The sequence below is a fragment of the Salinisphaera sp. C84B14 genome (assembly GCF_040361435.1).
In the GTDB taxonomy this organism is placed as follows: domain Bacteria; phylum Pseudomonadota; class Gammaproteobacteria; order Nevskiales; family Salinisphaeraceae; genus Salinisphaera.
Genome location: NZ_APNL01000010.1, coordinates 1 through 15969, shown reverse-complemented (window position 1 = coordinate 15969; position 15969 = coordinate 1). Strand labels below are relative to the sequence as shown.

At 64.9% G+C, this 15969-nt stretch carries 18 protein-coding genes; 13 read left to right on the top strand and 5 right to left on the bottom strand.

Features of this window, described 5'->3' with window-relative positions; all coding sequences use genetic code 11:
* Positions 1–126: 126 nt before the first annotated feature.
* Positions 127–555 carry an META domain-containing protein gene (locus C84B14_RS10135; protein WP_353223839.1) on the bottom strand — a complete coding sequence of 143 codons (429 nt, stop codon included), beginning with the start codon at positions 553–555 and terminating at the stop codon, positions 127–129.
* Positions 556–662: 107 nt separating this feature from the next.
* Between C84B14_RS10135 and C84B14_RS10130 the strand changes: the two genes are divergently transcribed.
* The 10 genes from C84B14_RS10130 (at position 663) to C84B14_RS10085 (ending at position 8478) form a co-directional block, all read left to right on the top strand.
* Positions 663–2036, top strand: coding sequence for an MATE family efflux transporter (locus tag C84B14_RS10130; RefSeq protein WP_353223837.1), 1374 nt, complete (start codon positions 663–665; stop codon positions 2034–2036).
* Positions 2037–2222: 186 nt separating this feature from the next.
* On the top strand, positions 2223–2510 hold the full coding sequence (locus C84B14_RS10125; protein WP_353223836.1) for a hypothetical protein: 288 nt from the start codon (positions 2223–2225) through the stop codon (positions 2508–2510).
* A 191-nt stretch (positions 2511–2701) separates the two neighbouring features.
* Entirely contained in the window at positions 2702–3049 is a 348-nt protein-coding gene (locus tag C84B14_RS10120; RefSeq protein WP_353223835.1) for a hypothetical protein, read from the top strand.
* Between the two features lie 183 nt (positions 3050–3232).
* On the top strand, positions 3233–3961 hold the full coding sequence (locus C84B14_RS10115) for a hypothetical protein (RefSeq protein ID WP_353223833.1): 729 nt from the start codon (positions 3233–3235) through the stop codon (positions 3959–3961).
* A 60-nt stretch (positions 3962–4021) separates the two neighbouring features.
* Complete coding sequence (locus C84B14_RS10110; protein WP_353223831.1) at positions 4022–4606, top strand: YqaA family protein; 585 nt, start codon at positions 4022–4024, stop codon at positions 4604–4606.
* Positions 4607–4798: 192 nt separating this feature from the next.
* Positions 4799–5365: a LemA family protein gene (locus C84B14_RS10105; protein ID WP_348765345.1), complete on the top strand. Its 567-nt coding sequence runs from the start codon at positions 4799–4801 to the stop codon at positions 5363–5365.
* Positions 5365–6138, top strand: coding sequence for a TPM domain-containing protein (locus C84B14_RS10100; RefSeq protein ID WP_348765320.1), 774 nt, complete (start codon positions 5365–5367; stop codon positions 6136–6138). The genes C84B14_RS10105 and C84B14_RS10100 overlap by 1 nt, the downstream gene beginning before the upstream one ends.
* A 6-nt stretch (positions 6139–6144) precedes the next feature.
* Positions 6145–6762 (top strand): TPM domain-containing protein, encoded by a 618-nt coding sequence (locus C84B14_RS10095; RefSeq protein WP_353223829.1) that lies wholly within the window; start codon positions 6145–6147, stop codon positions 6760–6762.
* 82 nt (positions 6763–6844) lie between these two features.
* Positions 6845–7339 carry a 5-(carboxyamino)imidazole ribonucleotide mutase gene (purE, locus tag C84B14_RS10090; protein WP_348765318.1) on the top strand — a complete coding sequence of 165 codons (495 nt, stop codon included), beginning with the start codon at positions 6845–6847 and terminating at the stop codon, positions 7337–7339.
* Complete coding sequence (locus tag C84B14_RS10085) at positions 7336–8478, top strand: 5-(carboxyamino)imidazole ribonucleotide synthase (RefSeq protein ID WP_353223827.1); 1143 nt, start codon at positions 7336–7338, stop codon at positions 8476–8478. Before purE ends, C84B14_RS10085 begins: the two co-directional genes overlap by 4 nt.
* Before the next feature lie 49 nt (positions 8479–8527).
* Here the strand turns inward: C84B14_RS10085 and C84B14_RS10080 are convergent, their stop codons facing one another.
* Positions 8528–9391 carry an N-acetylmuramoyl-L-alanine amidase gene (locus tag C84B14_RS10080; RefSeq protein WP_353223825.1) on the bottom strand — a complete coding sequence of 288 codons (864 nt, stop codon included), beginning with the start codon at positions 9389–9391 and terminating at the stop codon, positions 8528–8530.
* Positions 9388–9792: an acyl-CoA thioesterase gene (locus C84B14_RS10075; protein ID WP_353223990.1), complete on the bottom strand. Its 405-nt coding sequence runs from the start codon at positions 9790–9792 to the stop codon at positions 9388–9390. Before C84B14_RS10075 ends, C84B14_RS10080 begins: the two co-directional genes overlap by 4 nt.
* A 98-nt stretch (positions 9793–9890) precedes the next feature.
* Between C84B14_RS10075 and hrpA the strand changes: the two genes are divergently transcribed.
* Positions 9891–13811, top strand: a complete 3921-nt coding sequence (hrpA, locus tag C84B14_RS10070; RefSeq protein ID WP_353223823.1) for an ATP-dependent RNA helicase HrpA — start codon at positions 9891–9893, stop codon at positions 13809–13811.
* A gap of 5 nt (positions 13812–13816) precedes the next feature.
* Here hrpA and C84B14_RS10065 read toward each other — a convergent pair whose 3' ends face one another.
* Positions 13817–14290 (bottom strand): YdcF family protein, encoded by a 474-nt coding sequence (locus C84B14_RS10065; protein ID WP_353223821.1) that lies wholly within the window; start codon positions 14288–14290, stop codon positions 13817–13819.
* Positions 14291–14516: 226 nt separating this feature from the next.
* Here C84B14_RS10065 and C84B14_RS10060 point away from each other — a divergent pair, with 226 nt between their 5' ends.
* Positions 14517–15023, top strand: coding sequence for an invasion associated locus B family protein (locus C84B14_RS10060; protein WP_348765312.1), 507 nt, complete (start codon positions 14517–14519; stop codon positions 15021–15023).
* A 100-nt stretch (positions 15024–15123) separates the two neighbouring features.
* Positions 15124–15726, top strand: coding sequence for a hypothetical protein (locus C84B14_RS10055; RefSeq protein WP_353223819.1), 603 nt, complete (start codon positions 15124–15126; stop codon positions 15724–15726).
* A gap of 16 nt (positions 15727–15742) precedes the next feature.
* On the opposite strand, the gene C84B14_RS10050 is transcribed toward C84B14_RS10055, so the two are convergent.
* On the bottom strand, positions 15743–15969 hold a 227-nt coding region (locus tag C84B14_RS10050), incomplete at its 5' end, for an ACP phosphodiesterase (RefSeq protein WP_353223818.1).

The following is a 15969-nucleotide window of genomic DNA, read 5'->3' as shown; positions in this document are numbered from 1 at the left end:
GTATGCCGGCCTGACGGTGCGAGCGCGCTTTTCAGATCGCCATGGGCGCGGGTGTTTCAAGCCCGGAATCGGGCCGATGGCGCAGGTCCGTGCAGTCGATTAGATAGACGGCGTGTTCGAGACGACTCAACGGCCGGCGCCGTCCCGTGCCAGACGGGCGACGATATGGCCCTGGGCGTCGATCAGCGCCAGGCTGTCGCCGTCGATTTCGGCGTGCTGGGTGCGTTCAAGCGCATGCGTGAAGGCCTCTTCAATGTCCATGCCCTGATTGCAGTAGCGACGGGTGCTGGCCAGGGAATCAAAGCGCAGGCTGTCGTCGCTGCCGCTATAGCGGCCGTTGACCCGGTTGCAGCCGGTAAAGCCTTCGAGGCGCTGATCGGCATGCAGCAACAGATAGGGCGTGCGCCGCATGGATTCGGTATCGACGGGCTGGCCGTCGAGTTGTGTCAGCTGCCATTTGGTATCGGCCAGCTGCATGAATGTCGGCGTGCCCGCACAGCCCACGAGTGCAACGACAATGAGCAGGGCCAGAACAGAAAAACGGATAGCGCGCATAAGACCTCGTGATGCAGTGTGGTATCCCGATGGTGCCTAGCCTACATCGCATGACGGCGGCATGGCGTAGAATCGCGCGGCATTCTCGCATTCGCGGATTCTTTAAGTTGAGCGATTCATCCTCCACCCGCGCCAGCAGCGGCACGCTGCGACGCCAGCTGTTCGCCCAGACCTGGCCAATGGCGATCGGCGTGATGTCGTTGCTGGGCTTTCAACTGGTCGACTCGGCGTTCGTCGCGCGTCTGGGCACCGTCCCGCTGGCCGCGCAATCATTCACGTTTCCGATCACCTTTTTGATGATCGGCGTCCAGGTCGGGCTGGGCATTGCCATCGCCGCGCTCATTTCGCGGGCGCTGGGCGCAGGCGAGCTCGAGCGTGCCCGGCGCCTGGGCAGCCTGGTGCTGTTCGGCGGGGCAGTGGTGATCGGCTGTCTTGCGATTGCGCTATGGATTTTTCACGTACCGCTGTTTCGCCAGCTCGGTGCCCAGGACGACGCACTCGAGCTCATCGGCGAGTACTGGCCGGTCCAGCTGCTGGCCAACTGGTTCGCGGCCCTGTTGTACTTCGGCTATACGCTGTTTCGCGCGCATAACAACACGCGCCTGCCGGGCCTGCTGATGGTGGCCACAAGCGGCCTGAACCTGGTGTTCGATCCGATCCTCATCTTCGGTGTTGGCGGCTGGTCGGGCCTGGGGCTGCCCGGAGCGGCCTGGGCCACCACTGCTTCGTTCACGATCGGCCTGTTGCTGCTGGGCTGGCGTCTGGCCCAGCGTGACTGGCTGAGCCTGGCCGACCTGGCGGGGGAGATGCGCCGCTCGACCGGCCCGTTTGCGGTGATCGCCGGTCCGGCCATGCTCAGTCAGCTGATGCCGGCCCTGTCGGCAATGGCGGCCACGGCGCTGATCGCTTCCCTGGGCGAGCAGGCGGTAGCGGCCTGGGGGCTGGCCAGCCGGCTGGAAACCGTATCGCTGATGCTGGTGCTGGGGCTGACCATGTCGCTGCCACCCTGGTTGGGGCATTGCTACGGGGCCGGCAACTGGCCGCGTATCCGCGCGCTGATGTCGATCGCCTTTCAGACCGTGCTCGTCTGGCAGCTGATTCTGGGCACGGTCATGGCGCTGGCCGCTCCCTGGGTGGCCGATGCGTTGTCCAGCGACGCGGGCGTACGCGACGGACTGACCTGGCTGATTCGTGCCATGCTCCCCAGCTATGCGCTGCTGGGGCTGTGCATGCTCGTGGTTTCGGCCTCCAATGCCCTGGGCTGGCCGCTGCGCGCGATGATGATCTCCTTTGCACGGCTGTTCGTTTGCTATCTGCCCTGTATTGCCCTGGGCGTATGGCTGGGCGAAAAAATGCCTTATGTCGGCCTGGGTGCGGCGCTGGGTAACGTGTTGGCGGGCAGCATGGCCTGGCTTGTCTTCCGGCAGAGCATGCGCGCGATGCCCGAACAGGCCCGGGCCCACGCAGCCGCATCCTCATAGACGGCCTCGACGGCCGTATAGGCATCCGTAATCAAGATGACGTGAAAAGGGGCGGAGAAGCTTCAAAGCGCCCTGATTTGCGGCGATCGGAAAAATGTTGCACTGCAACGATTGAAAAAAGCCGAACCGGGGCAATCTTCTTCCTCAACCAATTTTTAGTTTTTCATTCATCTTTGAGGAAGACCCATGTCCACCACCCGTCGCAATCAACGCCGTAACGCATTCGTTGCCGGTATTCTGACGCTGGCCGGTTTTGCCGTGCCGGCGGTCGCCGCCGAGCAGCAGCCGAGCCGCTATCAGGACAACGTCACGCCGATGTCGGCATCGCAGAATGCGATGCTGCGCCACGGCGAAGTCGCCGATGAAGCCACGGCTTCGCCTTCGCACCAGAGCGTGCCGGCCAGCCGTAGCCAGATCGAAGTACTCGGTCTCAACCGCGTCCATCACGCGCCTGTGCGGGTGGCCAGTCACTAGACGAGAACGAGAAAGCCCGGCCAAGGCCGGGCTTTTTTAGTTGTATCGTTTTCGTGGTCATGAAAGCTCAGCATGCTTGAAGCGGCCGATCGATTGCGCGACATTGAATAGCCCCGAGCGGTTGGGGCGAACCGGCTCGCCGAGCGGCGATACGGCATCACAACAAACCGCGTTATCCAGTAGGAGGAGAGATGTCTAACCCGATTCATACGCTGGCTCGTGTCGGCCTGGGTGTTGTACTGATGGGCTGTGCCTTCGCTCTGCCGGCGTTGGCGGCAGAGCAAGGCACGACGCAGGACACAACCATGCCGGCAACCGAACACCAGGCCGAGAGCATGCGCGGCGTACCGGACGCCGCCGCCGGTACACGCACCGGCGAACAGATGCCCCAGGCCGGTGGAATGCCGGCGACCAAGGCACAGAAGGAAGAGCTCAAGGAAAACGACCACATGTCGCATGACGGGGCCGGCAAGCACAGCACGCCGGATAGGGGCGAGGGTGCCACCCAAAGCGATATGTCTGAGGGCTCGACCGATTGATCAGCCCGTTATGATCGATGTATGGATGCCCGACTCCGGTCGGGCATTTTCGTATGTGGCACTATCCGCGGCGCCCGCGGCCGCATGTTTAACGGCGTTCGGCTTCGGCGCATGCGCCCGCTCGATATCTCGTCCCGCGGGAAGCCGGCGCGTTCACGATCGACTCGCCCATCCGACAAGGCTATGAGCGCAAGCGCCCAATGTCCCTCCACCATGCACGAGCGACCCAGCGCGTTGCCGCGTCGGCACGGTACGCGCCTGCGCCACTACTGGCGTAGCCATGGCTGGGCCTGTCACGACAATATCGATATCGATCTGCTGCGCTGGGGACTGATCGAAGAGGCCGCGGACAGCGCGCTGGCCAGCTGTTTTCGGCTTACCGATGCCGGGCGCGCGGCGCTGGGCGATACGGTGGTGCACAACCGGAGTGCGCGCAGCCGCCATGCGCAGGTGGTCGACGGGGTCGCCCGCCATCTGGCCGGGCTGGGGCGGCTGGTGTTCACCGAACTGTCGGTGCATACCGTGGATTCGACCACCGACAAGGCACGCTGGGCGCCGTGCAAGCCGGACGTTTTTTCGCTCACCCGCAGCCTGCGTCCGGATCATCTGGCCCCGCAGGTGCATGAAGTCAAGGTGAAGCGCAGCGATCTGCTCGGCGAGCTGCGCTCGGCCAAGATCGAGCGCTATCGCGAACTGGCTGCCGAGGTTTACTTCGTCATCGTCGAAGGCATTGCCACGCTCGAGGAAATACCCGCCGAATACGGCGTTATCCTCTGGCGTGCCGAGCACGGTTACACCATCGCACGGGCCGCACAGCGCCATGACTACCAGCTGGAAACCCGGCACTGGATGGCGATGGCCCGGGCGCGCCCCTTCAGCGTGGACGAGGATTCGCTGCAGCTGTCCTTCTGAGCGAAAACGCATGACAAACACCTTCCCCAAGGCCGGTCGCATCATGGCGAACGACGGGCCATGAACAGGGCACGCGCATGGGCCGATCGGCTCCTCGATTCGCCTTATGGACTGCTCTGGCTCGGGCTGTTGTCGGCCGCCGAAACCACGCTGATGCCGGTGCCCATCGAGTTGATCATGGTGCCGTACATGCTCGCCCGGCCGCAGCGGCTGTGGTCGGTGGCTGCGGTGGCGCTGGCCGGGAATATCGTCGGCTCGCTGATCGGCTATGCGGTCGGCTTTTTCCTGTTCGATACGCTCGGCCAGACCCTGCTGACATGGCTTGATGCGCAACAGGCCTACGCGCAGTTCCAGCAGACTTTTTCCGACAACGGCTTTCTGGCGATTGTAAGCATTGGCATTACGCCGGTGCCGTTTCAGGTCGCACTGCTGGCGGCCGGCATCGCCGGCTATTCGCTGCCGCTGTTCGTGGCCGCGGTGGGCCTGGCGCGCGGCCTGCGCTATTTCGGTCTGGCGCTGCTCGTGTGGCTGCTCGGCGAGCGCGCGCTGCGGCTCTGGCAACGCCATGCCCTGGCCACCGGTACGGCCCTGCTTTTGGTGATCGCGGCGTGCCTTGTCGGCATGCATCTGCTCGGCGGCGAGTGAAGCCTGACCCCCGCATGGTTGGGGATAGCGCATGCGCAATATGTCGGGCGGCCGATATTACCGCGTGCCAGAAGCGTGTCGTCCGCGCGGCGTTTGTCGTACAGTGCGCACCATAGCTGTATTGCGTTCACGGAGACCCTGTTCATGCTGGCGCTGCCCGTCATTTCCTACAAACGTTTGCCCGGTATTCTCATGCTCGTCGCGCTGCTGGTGTCGTTGACCGGCTGCGGCGTGAACAACATCCCGACCTACGATGAACAGGTCAAGGCAGCCTGGGCCCAGGTAGAAAACCAGTACCAGCGGCGCGCGGATCTCGTGCCGAACCTCGTGGAAACGGTGAAGGGCTTCGCCCAGCAGGAACGAGAAACGCTGACCGCCGTTATCGAAGCCCGTTCGAAGGCCACGTCGATCCAGGTCGACGAAGACATCCTCAACAATCCACAGAAGCTGCAGCAGTTCCAGCAGGCCCAGGGCGAGCTCAGCAGTGCCCTGAGTCGGTTGATGGCGGTGTCCGAGCGTTATCCCGATCTGAAATCGAACCAGAACTTTCTGGCCCTGCAGTCGCAGCTGGAGGGCACGGAAAACCGTATTGCCGTGGCCCGGCGCGATTTCATCCAGGCGGTGCAGCGCTACAACACCGAGCTGCGCACCTTTCCGGGCCGGATCTGGCATTCGCTGCTGTATAGCGACATGCAGCCGCATGCCAACTTCGAGGCCACGGCCGAAAACGCGGACCAGGCGCCCCAGGTTCAGTTCTGATGCGACGCCTGCCTGCTGTCGATACGCGCGCCCGGCTGCTGCTGGCGCTTGGCCTGTGGCTATGGGTCGCGGTGGCCTGGGCGGCGCCGTCGTTTCCCGAGCTGACCGGGCGGGTGGTCGACAACGCCGACATGATCGATGCCGCTGCCGAGCAGCAGCTCACCGACATGCTGGCGGCCCACGAACAGGCCAGCGGCGAGCAGCTCGTGGTGGTGACCCTGCCGGATCTTGGCGGCGAGACGATCGACGACTACGGCTATCAGCTCGGCCGCCACTGGGGCATCGGTCAGGCCGGTGAGGACAACGGCGCGCTGTTGCTGGTCGCGAAAGACGAACGCAAGATCCGTATCGATGCGGGTTACGGCCTGGAAGGCCGGCTCACCGATGCCCAGTCGTCGGTGATCATCAACAACATCATCACCCCGGCCTTTAAACAGGGCGATTTCAGCCAGGGCATCGTCGGCGGTGCCAAGGCCATCATCCAGGTGCTGGGCGGCGATCCGCTGGCCGAGCCGGAGCGTCGCTCGCGGGGCGAATCCGGCGAGCCGTCGCTGCTGCACAGCATCGGCTTCTTCGTATTGCTGGTGGTCATTATCGCCCTGTTCGGCAGCGGCGGCGGCGGTGGCCGCGGCGGAAAACGTCGGCGCGGAATGGGCATGCCGATCCTCATGGGCGGCGGCTTTGGTGGCGGCAGCAGCGGCGGTTTCGGCGGCGGTGGTTTTTCCGGGGGCGGCGGCAGCTTCGGCGGCGGCGGCGCCTCTGGCGGTTGGTAGCGAGCAATGACCTTACTTAGTGACGACGAACGCAGACAGGTAGCCGACGCCATTACCGCAGTCGAGCGCAATACCGACGCGGAGCTTGTGACCGTGCTCGCCGAGCGCGCCGACGATTATGCCTATATCCCGCTGCTGTGGGCCGGGCTGGCGGCGCTGATTTTGCCGGGGGCGCTGTTGTTCTTCACCCTGGCGCTGGATGCGCGCCTGCTGTTGTTGCTGCAATGGGGCGTATTCGTGGCGCTGGCCTTGCTGTTTCGCCTGCCGGGCGTGACCACGCGCCTGATCCCGCGCCCGATCCGGTACTGGCGGGCCGCCAACCTGGCCCGGCGTCAGTTTCTCGAACAGAATCTGCACCATACGGCGGGCGCCACCGGCATGCTGATCTTTGTCTCGGAGGCCGAGCGCTATGTCGAGATCATCGTTGATCGCGGCATTTCCGAACAGGTGCCGGACGAGCAATGGCAGGCGATTGTCGAGGCCTTCACCGCGCGCGTGCGCATCGGCGAGACGCTGACCGGGTTTACGGAATGCATCGCTGCCTGCGGCGAAAAGCTGGCCCTTGCCGTGCCGGCCACCCACGAGCGCAACGAGTTGCCCAATTATCTCGTCGTGCTCGAGTAATACTCAGGATTACGCATACGAGCCGTTTACGGCCCGAGTTGGTAGACTAGACCGCTTTTCTGCGACTCGGGCAGGGGGCGAAATGAATAACGACAAGCCGTGTGTCGGCGTGATCATGGGCAGTACGTCGGATTGGGACACCATGAAGGCGGCCCACGAGGTACTTGACGAGTTCGGCGTGGCTCATGAATGCAAGGTGGTTTCGGCGCATCGCACGCCGGACGTCATGCGCGACTACGCGCACACGGCAGAACAGCGCGGCCTGGAAGTGATCATCGCGGGCGCGGGCGGGGCCGCCCATCTGCCCGGCATGGTCGCGGCCCAGACGCTGTTGCCGGTACTCGGCGTGCCGGTGAAAAGCCGTGCCCTCAACGGCCTGGATTCGCTGTTGTCGATCGTGCAGATGCCGGGCGGCGTGCCGACCGCGACCTTTGCCATCGGCACCTCCGGCGCGCGCAACGCGGCGCTGTTTGCCGTGGCCATGCTTGCCAACAGCCGCCCCGAGCTGCGCAGCGCGCTCGCAGAATTTCGCCAGAAACAGGCCGACAAGGTCGAAAACGACGAGTTGCCGCTATGAGCCGATCAATTCTTCCGGGTGCCACGGTAGGTGTGCTGGGCAGTGGCCAGCTGGGCCGCATGTTCGCGCTGGCCGCACGCCGCATGGGCTATCGCGTGCATACCTTTTCGCCCGGCGACGACACGCCCATGGGCCAGGTGGCCGATCGCGAAGCGGTGGGCGACTACGAGGATCTGGACGCAGTCGCCGAATTCGCCAGCCGGGTCGATGTGGTGACCTTCGAGTTCGAGAACGTGCCTTTTGATGCCGCGCGCACGGCCAGCGAACACGTGCCCGTGCGCCCGCGCGGCGAAGTGCTGCATACCGCCCAGCATCGCCAGCGCGAGAAGGATTTTCTGCACGGCGCCGGCTTTCCTACCGCGCCGTTCGAACACGTGCCCGATCGCGCAACGCTGGACGCGGCGCTCGAGCGGCTGGGCACGCCGGCCGTGCTCAAGACGGCCGGTTTTGGCTATGACGGCAAGGGCCAGGCGGTGATTCATGCCCCGGAAGAGGCCGAGGCCGCCTGGCAGAGCATCGGTGCGGGCGAAGCCGTGCTGGAAGGGTTCGTCGATTTCGAACGCGAGATTTCCGTGGTCGCCGCGCGCGGCTGCGACGGCGACTTCGCCCATTACGGGGTGACCGAGAATCGCCATCGCGATCATATCCTCGATGTCTCGATTCCCGATCCGGATATCGACCCGAAAATCACCGCCAACGCGATCAAGATCGCCCACGGCGTGCTCGACGCCCTCGACGTCGTGGGCGTGCTGTGCGTGGAGTTCTTTCTAAAGCACGACGGCGAGCTGGTGGTCAACGAACTTGCGCCGCGGCCTCACAACTCCGGTCATTTCAGTTTCGATGCCTGCGTGACCAGCCAGTTCGAGCAGCAGCTACGCGCGGTCTGTGCGCTGCCGCTGGGCGATACCCGGCGCCTGCGTCCCTCGGCCATGGTCAATCTGCTGGGTGATCTGTGGGACCACGGCATGCCGGACTGGCGCGCCGCGCTGGCCGACCCCGCACTCAAGCTGCATCTCTACGGCAAGTCCGAAGCACGGCCGGGGCGCAAGATGGGGCATATGACCGCCTTCGGCGACGACGGCGAAGACGCGGCCCGGCGCGTCATTGCCGCGCGCGACGCGCTGCTGGCCTCGCGCTAGGGGCGGGACGAATGGCCCAACCGCCCGGCGCGCTGCAACAGGCCGCCGATTAGCGGTATTTGTCGTTGAGCGCCCATAGCCGGGCGACGGTTTCCAGATCGGGGATACCGTCGTAGCGGTCGGGGCGAAAATGCATTTGAAACGACACCACGACCGAATGGGTGCGCTGATCGAGCACGCCGGTGGGGTCGATATCGTAGCCGTAGCGGGCCAGCGCCGACTGAATCGTGGCCATGTCGGGCATGGCATGGCGAAACCGTTCGCGATAGGCGTTGACCGTGGCCGCATCCGGCCAGGCACCGATACCGTGACGATAGAGTTGTTCCCAGGGAAAGGCCGGGCCGGGGTCGATCTTGCGCCCCGGCGAAATATCGGCATGGGCGACGACGTTTTCCGGCGCGATGTCGTAGCGGGCGATGATATCGCGGGCCAGCCGGCTCACGGCATCGATCTGGTCGCCGTCGAATCCCCGCCAGACCTTGCCACTGGGGGTATCGACCGGACCGGGGTTGACGATCTCGATACCGATCGAGCTGTCGTTGAGATGGCGACGCCCGCCCCAGGCGCTGGTGCCGGCATGCCAGGCGCGCGCGTTTTCGTCCACCAGCTGATAGACCACCGGATCGCCGCCGCGGCGGGGCGGATGGTCGCCGACCACGTAATGCGAACTCACCGAGGGCCCGGTCAGCACCTGAAGCGCCCGGGTCTCGTCGCCGCCGGTATAGTGCATGACCAGAAAGCGCACGCGCTGGTTGTAGGCCTGTGCCGGCTGGGCCTGGTCGGCCCAGTAACCGTTACGCTGCTTGAGCGTGGCCGGTGTACAGCCGGCAATCGCCACCGCCAGGCCGAACAACAGCAGCAGCCGGCCCGAGGCGCGCCCGGGCCGGCAGGAATCGAGTACGGGAGCTATCATTCGTCTTCTTCGCCCTCGGCAAAGCGATCCTTGATAAAGGTCACTTCGGTCTTGCCATGCGGTTTCGGGCGGCCGTCGTCGCCCATGCTCACGAACACGATTTCGTCGATACGCAGGATGCTGCGGCGGGTGATCTTGTTGCGCACTTCGCAGCGCATGGTTAGCGACGTGGTACCAAAACGCGTGGCCGCGATGCCCAGTTCGATGATGTCGCCCTGGCGTGCGCTGGACACGAAATTGATTTCGGACATGTACTTGGTGACGATATGGTGATGATCGAGCTGAATGATCGCGTAGATCGCGGCTTCTTCATCGATCCAGCGCAGCAGGCTGCCGCCGAACAGGGTGCCGTTGGGATTGAGGTCTTCGGGCTTGATCCATTTGCGCGTATGGAAATTCATGTCTTGCCGGCCGGTGCGTTGAAAAGCGCAGGCTAACCGATGCATCAGTTCGCGGCTATCCATGGTTCGCGTGGTTACCGTCGAATCGAGGAGCAACATTGACCGTAAACGCTCACACCGAGGCCGTACTGGCCGACGTGCAAACACGCGATCGACACCGGCTCACCCGGGGCTGGCATCAGGCGCGCGATGCCGAGGCCAGAGCGCGTATGGCAGAGCGGATCGACACGAGCGCGGCCGTGACCCATGCACGCACGCAGGCCCGTGGCGAGGTGGAACTCGCCGAGGGGCTGCCGGTGACCGCCCGCGCCGACGAAATACGCGCCGCGCTCGAACGGCATCAGGTCGTGGTGGTCTGCGGTGAAACCGGCTCGGGCAAGACCACGCAGCTGCCCAAGATTCTCATGCAGGCCGGTTTTGGCGCGCGTGGTCTGATCGGCCATACCCAGCCGCGGCGGCTGGCTGCACGTAGCGTGGGCCAGCGTATCGCCGAAGAGTTGGCCACGCCGTTTGGCGAGCTGGTCGGGTTTCAGACCCGCTTCGACAAGAAACTCTCGGAGGCCACCCAGATCAAGCTGATGACGGACGGCATTCTGCTGGCCGAGACTGCGCGTGATCGCTTTCTCAACGCCTACGAGGCCATCGTCATCGACGAGGCCCACGAGCGCACGCTCAACGTCGATTTTCTGCTCGGCTATCTCAAGCAGCTGCTGCCAAAACGGCCCGATCTGAAAGTGGTGGTGACCTCAGCGACGATCGACCCGGACCGGTTTGCCCGTTTCTTCGACGACGCGCCGGTGATCAACGTGGAAGGGCGTGGCTATCCGGTCACCGTGCGCTATCGCCCGCCCGAGGAAAACGACGACGATCTGCCCCAGGCGGTAGAGGCCGGCATACGCGAGCTGTGGCGGCCAGGCGAGGGGACCGGCGCGGGCGATATTCTGGTCTTCCTGCCCGGCGAGCGCGATATCCGCGACTGCGAGCGACATTTATCGAAAGCGTTTTCCGGCGACAAGTTCAACGCCGAAATCGTGCCGCTCTATGCGCGGCTGACGCACAGCGCCCAGAACCGTATCTTCTCGGCCAGCAACGGTCGCCGGGTGGTGCTGTCGACCAACGTCGCCGAAACCTCGTTGACCGTGCCCGGTATTCGCTACGTGATCGACAGCGGACTGGCACGTATCAGCCGTTATTCCACCTCGGCCAAGGTTCAACGCCTGCCTATCGAGCCGGTGTCCCAGGCCAGCTGCAACCAGCGCGCCGGGCGCTGTGGTCGTGTCGCGCCGGGTATCTGTATCCGCCTGTTCGACGAAGACGACTACGCAAACCGGCCCGCCTTCACCGACCCGGAAATCCGGCGTACCAATCTGGCCAGCGTGCTGCTGACCATGGCCGACCTCAAGCTTGGCGAGATCGAGGACTTTCCCTTCATCGATCCGCCCGAGCGGCGCTATATCAACGACGGGCGCAACCTGCTCACCCAGCTCCAGGCGATGGACAACAAGCGCATCACCGCCCTCGGGCGTCAGCTCGCGCGCCTGCCGCTGGATCCACGCATCGGGCGTATGCTCATCGCCGGCCAGGCCATGGGCGTGGCCACCGCCATGCGCGTGCTGGCGGCCGGGCTGACCATTCAGGACCCGCGCGAACGCCCGCCGGCCATGCGCGAAGCCGCCGACCAGGCGCAGCGTGAGTTCGCCGACGTACGCTCGGACTTCGTCAGCCTGTTGAAGCTCTGGGACGCGTTTGCCCAGGCACGGCGCGAACACAGCGGCAATCAGCTGCGAAAGTGGTGTCGCGAGCGCTTCATCAACTTCATGCGCATGCGCGAATGGGAGGATCTGGCTCGCCAGCTGCGGCGTATCGGTGCCGATCTGGGCATCAGCAACGACCCGGCCCAGGGCCGCCTCGCGGAGGTGGATTTCGTCGGGCTGCACCAGGCGCTGCTGCCGGGGCTGCTCGATCACGTCGGCCAGCTCGAGGAAAAAGGCGAGTACCAGGGCACGCGCGGACGCAAGTTCCGGATATTTCCGGGCTCGGGGCTGGCCAAGAAGAACCCGAAATGGATGGTCGCCGGCGAGCTCATCGAAACCAGCCGTCTGTTCGCGCATACCGTGGCCGGCGTCGATCCGAAATGGATCGAAAAGGCCGCAGAGCATCTCGTGACGCGGGAACACTACGAGCCGCACTGGGAAAAACGCCGCGGCCAGGTGGCTGCGCGCGAGCGGGTGAAGCTGTTCGGGCTCACGCTCGCCGACGGGCGCAAGGTGGATTTCGGCCGCATGGACCCGGTCGTGGCCCGCGAGATCTTCATCCGCGATGGCCTGGTGGCCTTTGCCGTGGTCGATTCGCGCGGCCGGGTGCCGGAGTTCCTCCAGTACAACCAGCTCATCGTCGAGGATATCGCGGCCCAGGAAGCCCGTTTTAGACGCCGCGATCTGCTCGTTGACGAAACCACCCAGGCGCGCTTCTACGACGAACGCCTGCCCGCCGACGTGCGCGACCAGAAAACGCTGCAGAAATGGCTCAAGCAGAACGACGACAGCGTGCTGCGCTTCGACGAGGACCAGCTGCTGCGCCATGCCGGGGTCGACCTGCCGGCCGATGCCTATCCCGAAAGCATGCGCCTGGGCGATCTGCCGGTGGCCCTCGACTATGCCTTCGAGCCCGGGACCGAAAAAGACGGCGTGACCGCGCGGGTGCCGCTGGCCGCACTCAAGCAGATGCCGCCGGAGCGTGCGGAGTGGCTGGTACCGGGTCTGCTGGAAGAAAAATACCGCGAATATCTCAAGGCCTTGCCCAAACGCCTGCGTCGGGCGGTGGTGCCGGTGCCGGACTTCGCCCGCGCCGCCGCCGAGCGCGCCGAGTTCGGCCAGGGCGATCCGCTGGATGCGCTGCGCGATGCCATTCATGCGATGACCGGGCTGCACATCCCGGCCGACGCCTGGGACGACTTCACCCCGAGCCCGCATCTCAAGCTGCGCTTCGAGATCGTCGACGACGACGGCGAGGTGGTGGCCACCGGCCGCGATCTGGAGAAACTCAGCCGTGACTTGGGCGATCGTGCCCGCGCCGCGGTGGCCCAGGCCAGCGATGACGCACTGCGTGAAACCGGCCTGACCGCCTGGCCCGAACAGGATCTGGCCGACAGCGTCGAACTCAAACACGCCGGCGTGCGCGTACAGGCCATGCCGACGCTGGTTGATCGCGGTGATTCGGTGGACCTCGAACTGCTCGACGACCCCCAGGCCGCGGCCGTCCAGCATCGCCACGGTGTGATTCGGCTCGCGCGTTTGGCCGCGGCCAAGCAGTGCCGGCTGATCAAGCGCGACCTACCCCAGTTCAAGAGCTTTGCGGTCATGCGCTTCGCCGATGCGCCGACGAGCGCGCTGGCCGATCGCGAACGCCAGCGCGTGCTCGCCCTCGATAGCGAACCGCTGCTGTTGGCCGACCTGGTGAACGCGCTGATCGATACGCATATCGATACGCCGGTTCGCGACGCGGAGACGTTCGAGGCCTGTGTCGCCACGCTGCGCGCGAACCTGATGGCCGATGCGGTCACGCTATGGGACGATCTCAAACCGGCGCTGACCCGCCTGGCGGCCGTCAACAAACGGCTGTCCAAGAATATCGGCCTCGACTGGATGGCCGCTATCGACGACATCCGCGACCAGCTCGCGCACCTGGTCTATGCCGGTTTTATCGGCGAGCACGGCTATTCGCATAGCCTGGCGCGCAATCTGGATCGCTACCTAGCCGCCATCGAACAACGCCTGGACAAGCTCGCCCGCGACGGCGCGGCGGCGGACAAGCAGCGCATGCGCGAAATCCTGCCGTACTGGCAGGCCTACAAGCAGCGTGCGGAACGCGCGCGCGCCAAGTCGCAGGACGTCCAGCCGCTGCGCGACTTGCGCTGGATGATCGAAGAGTACCGGGTACAGGTGTTCGCCCAGCCGCTGGGCACGGCCATGAAGGTGTCGGCCAAAAGGCTGGACGCGGCGCTGGCCGAATTGCGCTAGCGGGTTTACCACCAGGCGGCGCGGCCGAGCAGCTGGTAGGCGAACAGCTTCATCGCTTCGCTGCGTCGGCGCTGGGCGGTCAGCGGCACCGGTGCGGGCGCGGAGCAGATCTCGGGCTGCCGACACTGGGCACGGGCGGTAAGATAGGCACGGTAGCTGTGATGCTGGTCGGTGACGATTACCAGTCGCGCGGCCTCGCGCACGCCCGGCAGCGCGCAGCTGTTGGCCAGGTTTTCATAGGTCGACCGCGCCGCGCGTTCCACGATCACATCCGTCTGTGCCACGCCCAGGCGCACCGCCTCCCGGGCGAGCCGTATCGCCGAGTCGCCGCCGTGGCCGGCGCCGGAGAACACGATCCGGTCGACCTGCTTGGCCTCGTAGAGGCCGACCGCGCGTTTGGTACGGCGATAGTCGGGCCCGCCGCTGAGCACGATCGCGGTCGTGTCCCCGTGTTGGGTCGAGGCACAGGGGGTCGGCACCGTGCCGATCCAGACATAGTCCAGCGTCGCCCGGGCGACGAGTGTTAGCAGCAGCGCCGCAATCAGGGTCAGGCCGATTTGTCCGGCACGGGGAATGGCGATAGCAGCTCCTCCTGTTCAAATATCGCCACGCTTGCGGCTCGATTGGCGCCGAACGTGTAGGTATGCCACGGCTGTCGTATTGTCTAGTAAAGTATCGGTAAATACATACTTCGGGCCACTCGTTATGTCTTCACGTCTTGCTCTGCCGTTGCGCGCTGTCCTGCTGATGGTTGCGATGCTTTGTGTATCCACCGCTGCCTTTGCCCAGGATGGCGGCAAGGTCGAAAGCTTCCAGGATTGGGAGGTGCGCTGTCCGGAGCAGGGCGACGGGGCCTGTGAGATGACGCAGCTGGTCAACAGCCCGGATAACGGCAAGCCGATCCTGCGCGTAGTCATGGGCTATCCGCCGGAAGTCGATAGCGCGGCCATGGTATTCATCCTGCCGCTGGGTACGCGGCTGGCACCGGGCGTGCAGTTCCAGGTCGATGGCGATCAGCCGCGCCGGTTTCCCTTTCAGATCTGCCTGGAGCAGGGCTGTCGTGCCGATTTTCCGGTGGACGATGCGCTGCGCAACAAGCTGCGTAGCGGCAGCCGGGCCACGGTCAGCCTGATCGGCCCGCGTGGCGATCGCATCGACCTGAAGGTGTCGCTGCAGGGCTTTACCAACGCGGACAACCGTATTCGCAAGTAGCGCGAGCCGGCGCACGCGATGTATGCGCCATCGGCCCGGCACGTGTCGCCGGGCCGACGGTAAGCGGGGCTGGCACGAAAACAACAACAAAGGTAACGATATGGCCGAGGCACCCAAACCCAGCCCCGAGTTGCGAACGGAATATTCCTACGAGGATTTCGGCCGCGATTTCTTCGAACACGCGGTCACCGTCGAACGGGTCGAACAGGCGCTGGCCAATCTCACCGGTAATGCCGTGGACTTCGGCCCGCGCCAGGTCGGGCCGGCAGGGTTGGCGACCATCCAGGCCGAGGGCAGTATCCGCGAGCCGTCGGTTCTGCGCCGCGAGGGCGAGTTGATCGAGTTCGATCTGACGATTCCAATCGATCTCGACCTGACCGTGCGCCTGGCCGCCCACGACCATCGCTTCGAAACCCGGCTGCGCGCGCAGCTGAAGCTCACGGCGCGGGCGAAGCAGCCGCTGCATATCTTCATCGACATACCGGCGCCGACCGAGAACGATATCGATGTGGAGGTGAATGCCCAGGGGCTGCGGGCTTCGGTACTCGACGTGGTGGCCGATATCGAAGGCGAGCTCAAGCGCCATGTCGCGAAGTACGTCGGCAAACAGATCGAGAAACCCGAGATTCGGCGCATGCGCGATATTGACGTACGGCGACGCCTGGAAAACGACGCGCCGGAACAGTCGACCGAGGGCGGGTAAGCCGCGAATATCCGGATCATTGCCCCGGAGGGTGGGCCGCCCGGTCGAAACGTTCGACCACGGCAGCCAGATCCTCGATGAGCTGGGTGAGCTCGTCGGCAAAGGCCTGTTGTTCTGCCTGAATGGCCGGCAGTGCGTCCGCCACCGGGTTGTGGCGCCGTAGGCGGCCCGATACCGAGTCGAGCGCGCGCTGTATGCCCTTCGGATGACGATAGCCCGCCAGAACGCTCCCTAGTTGTGTAA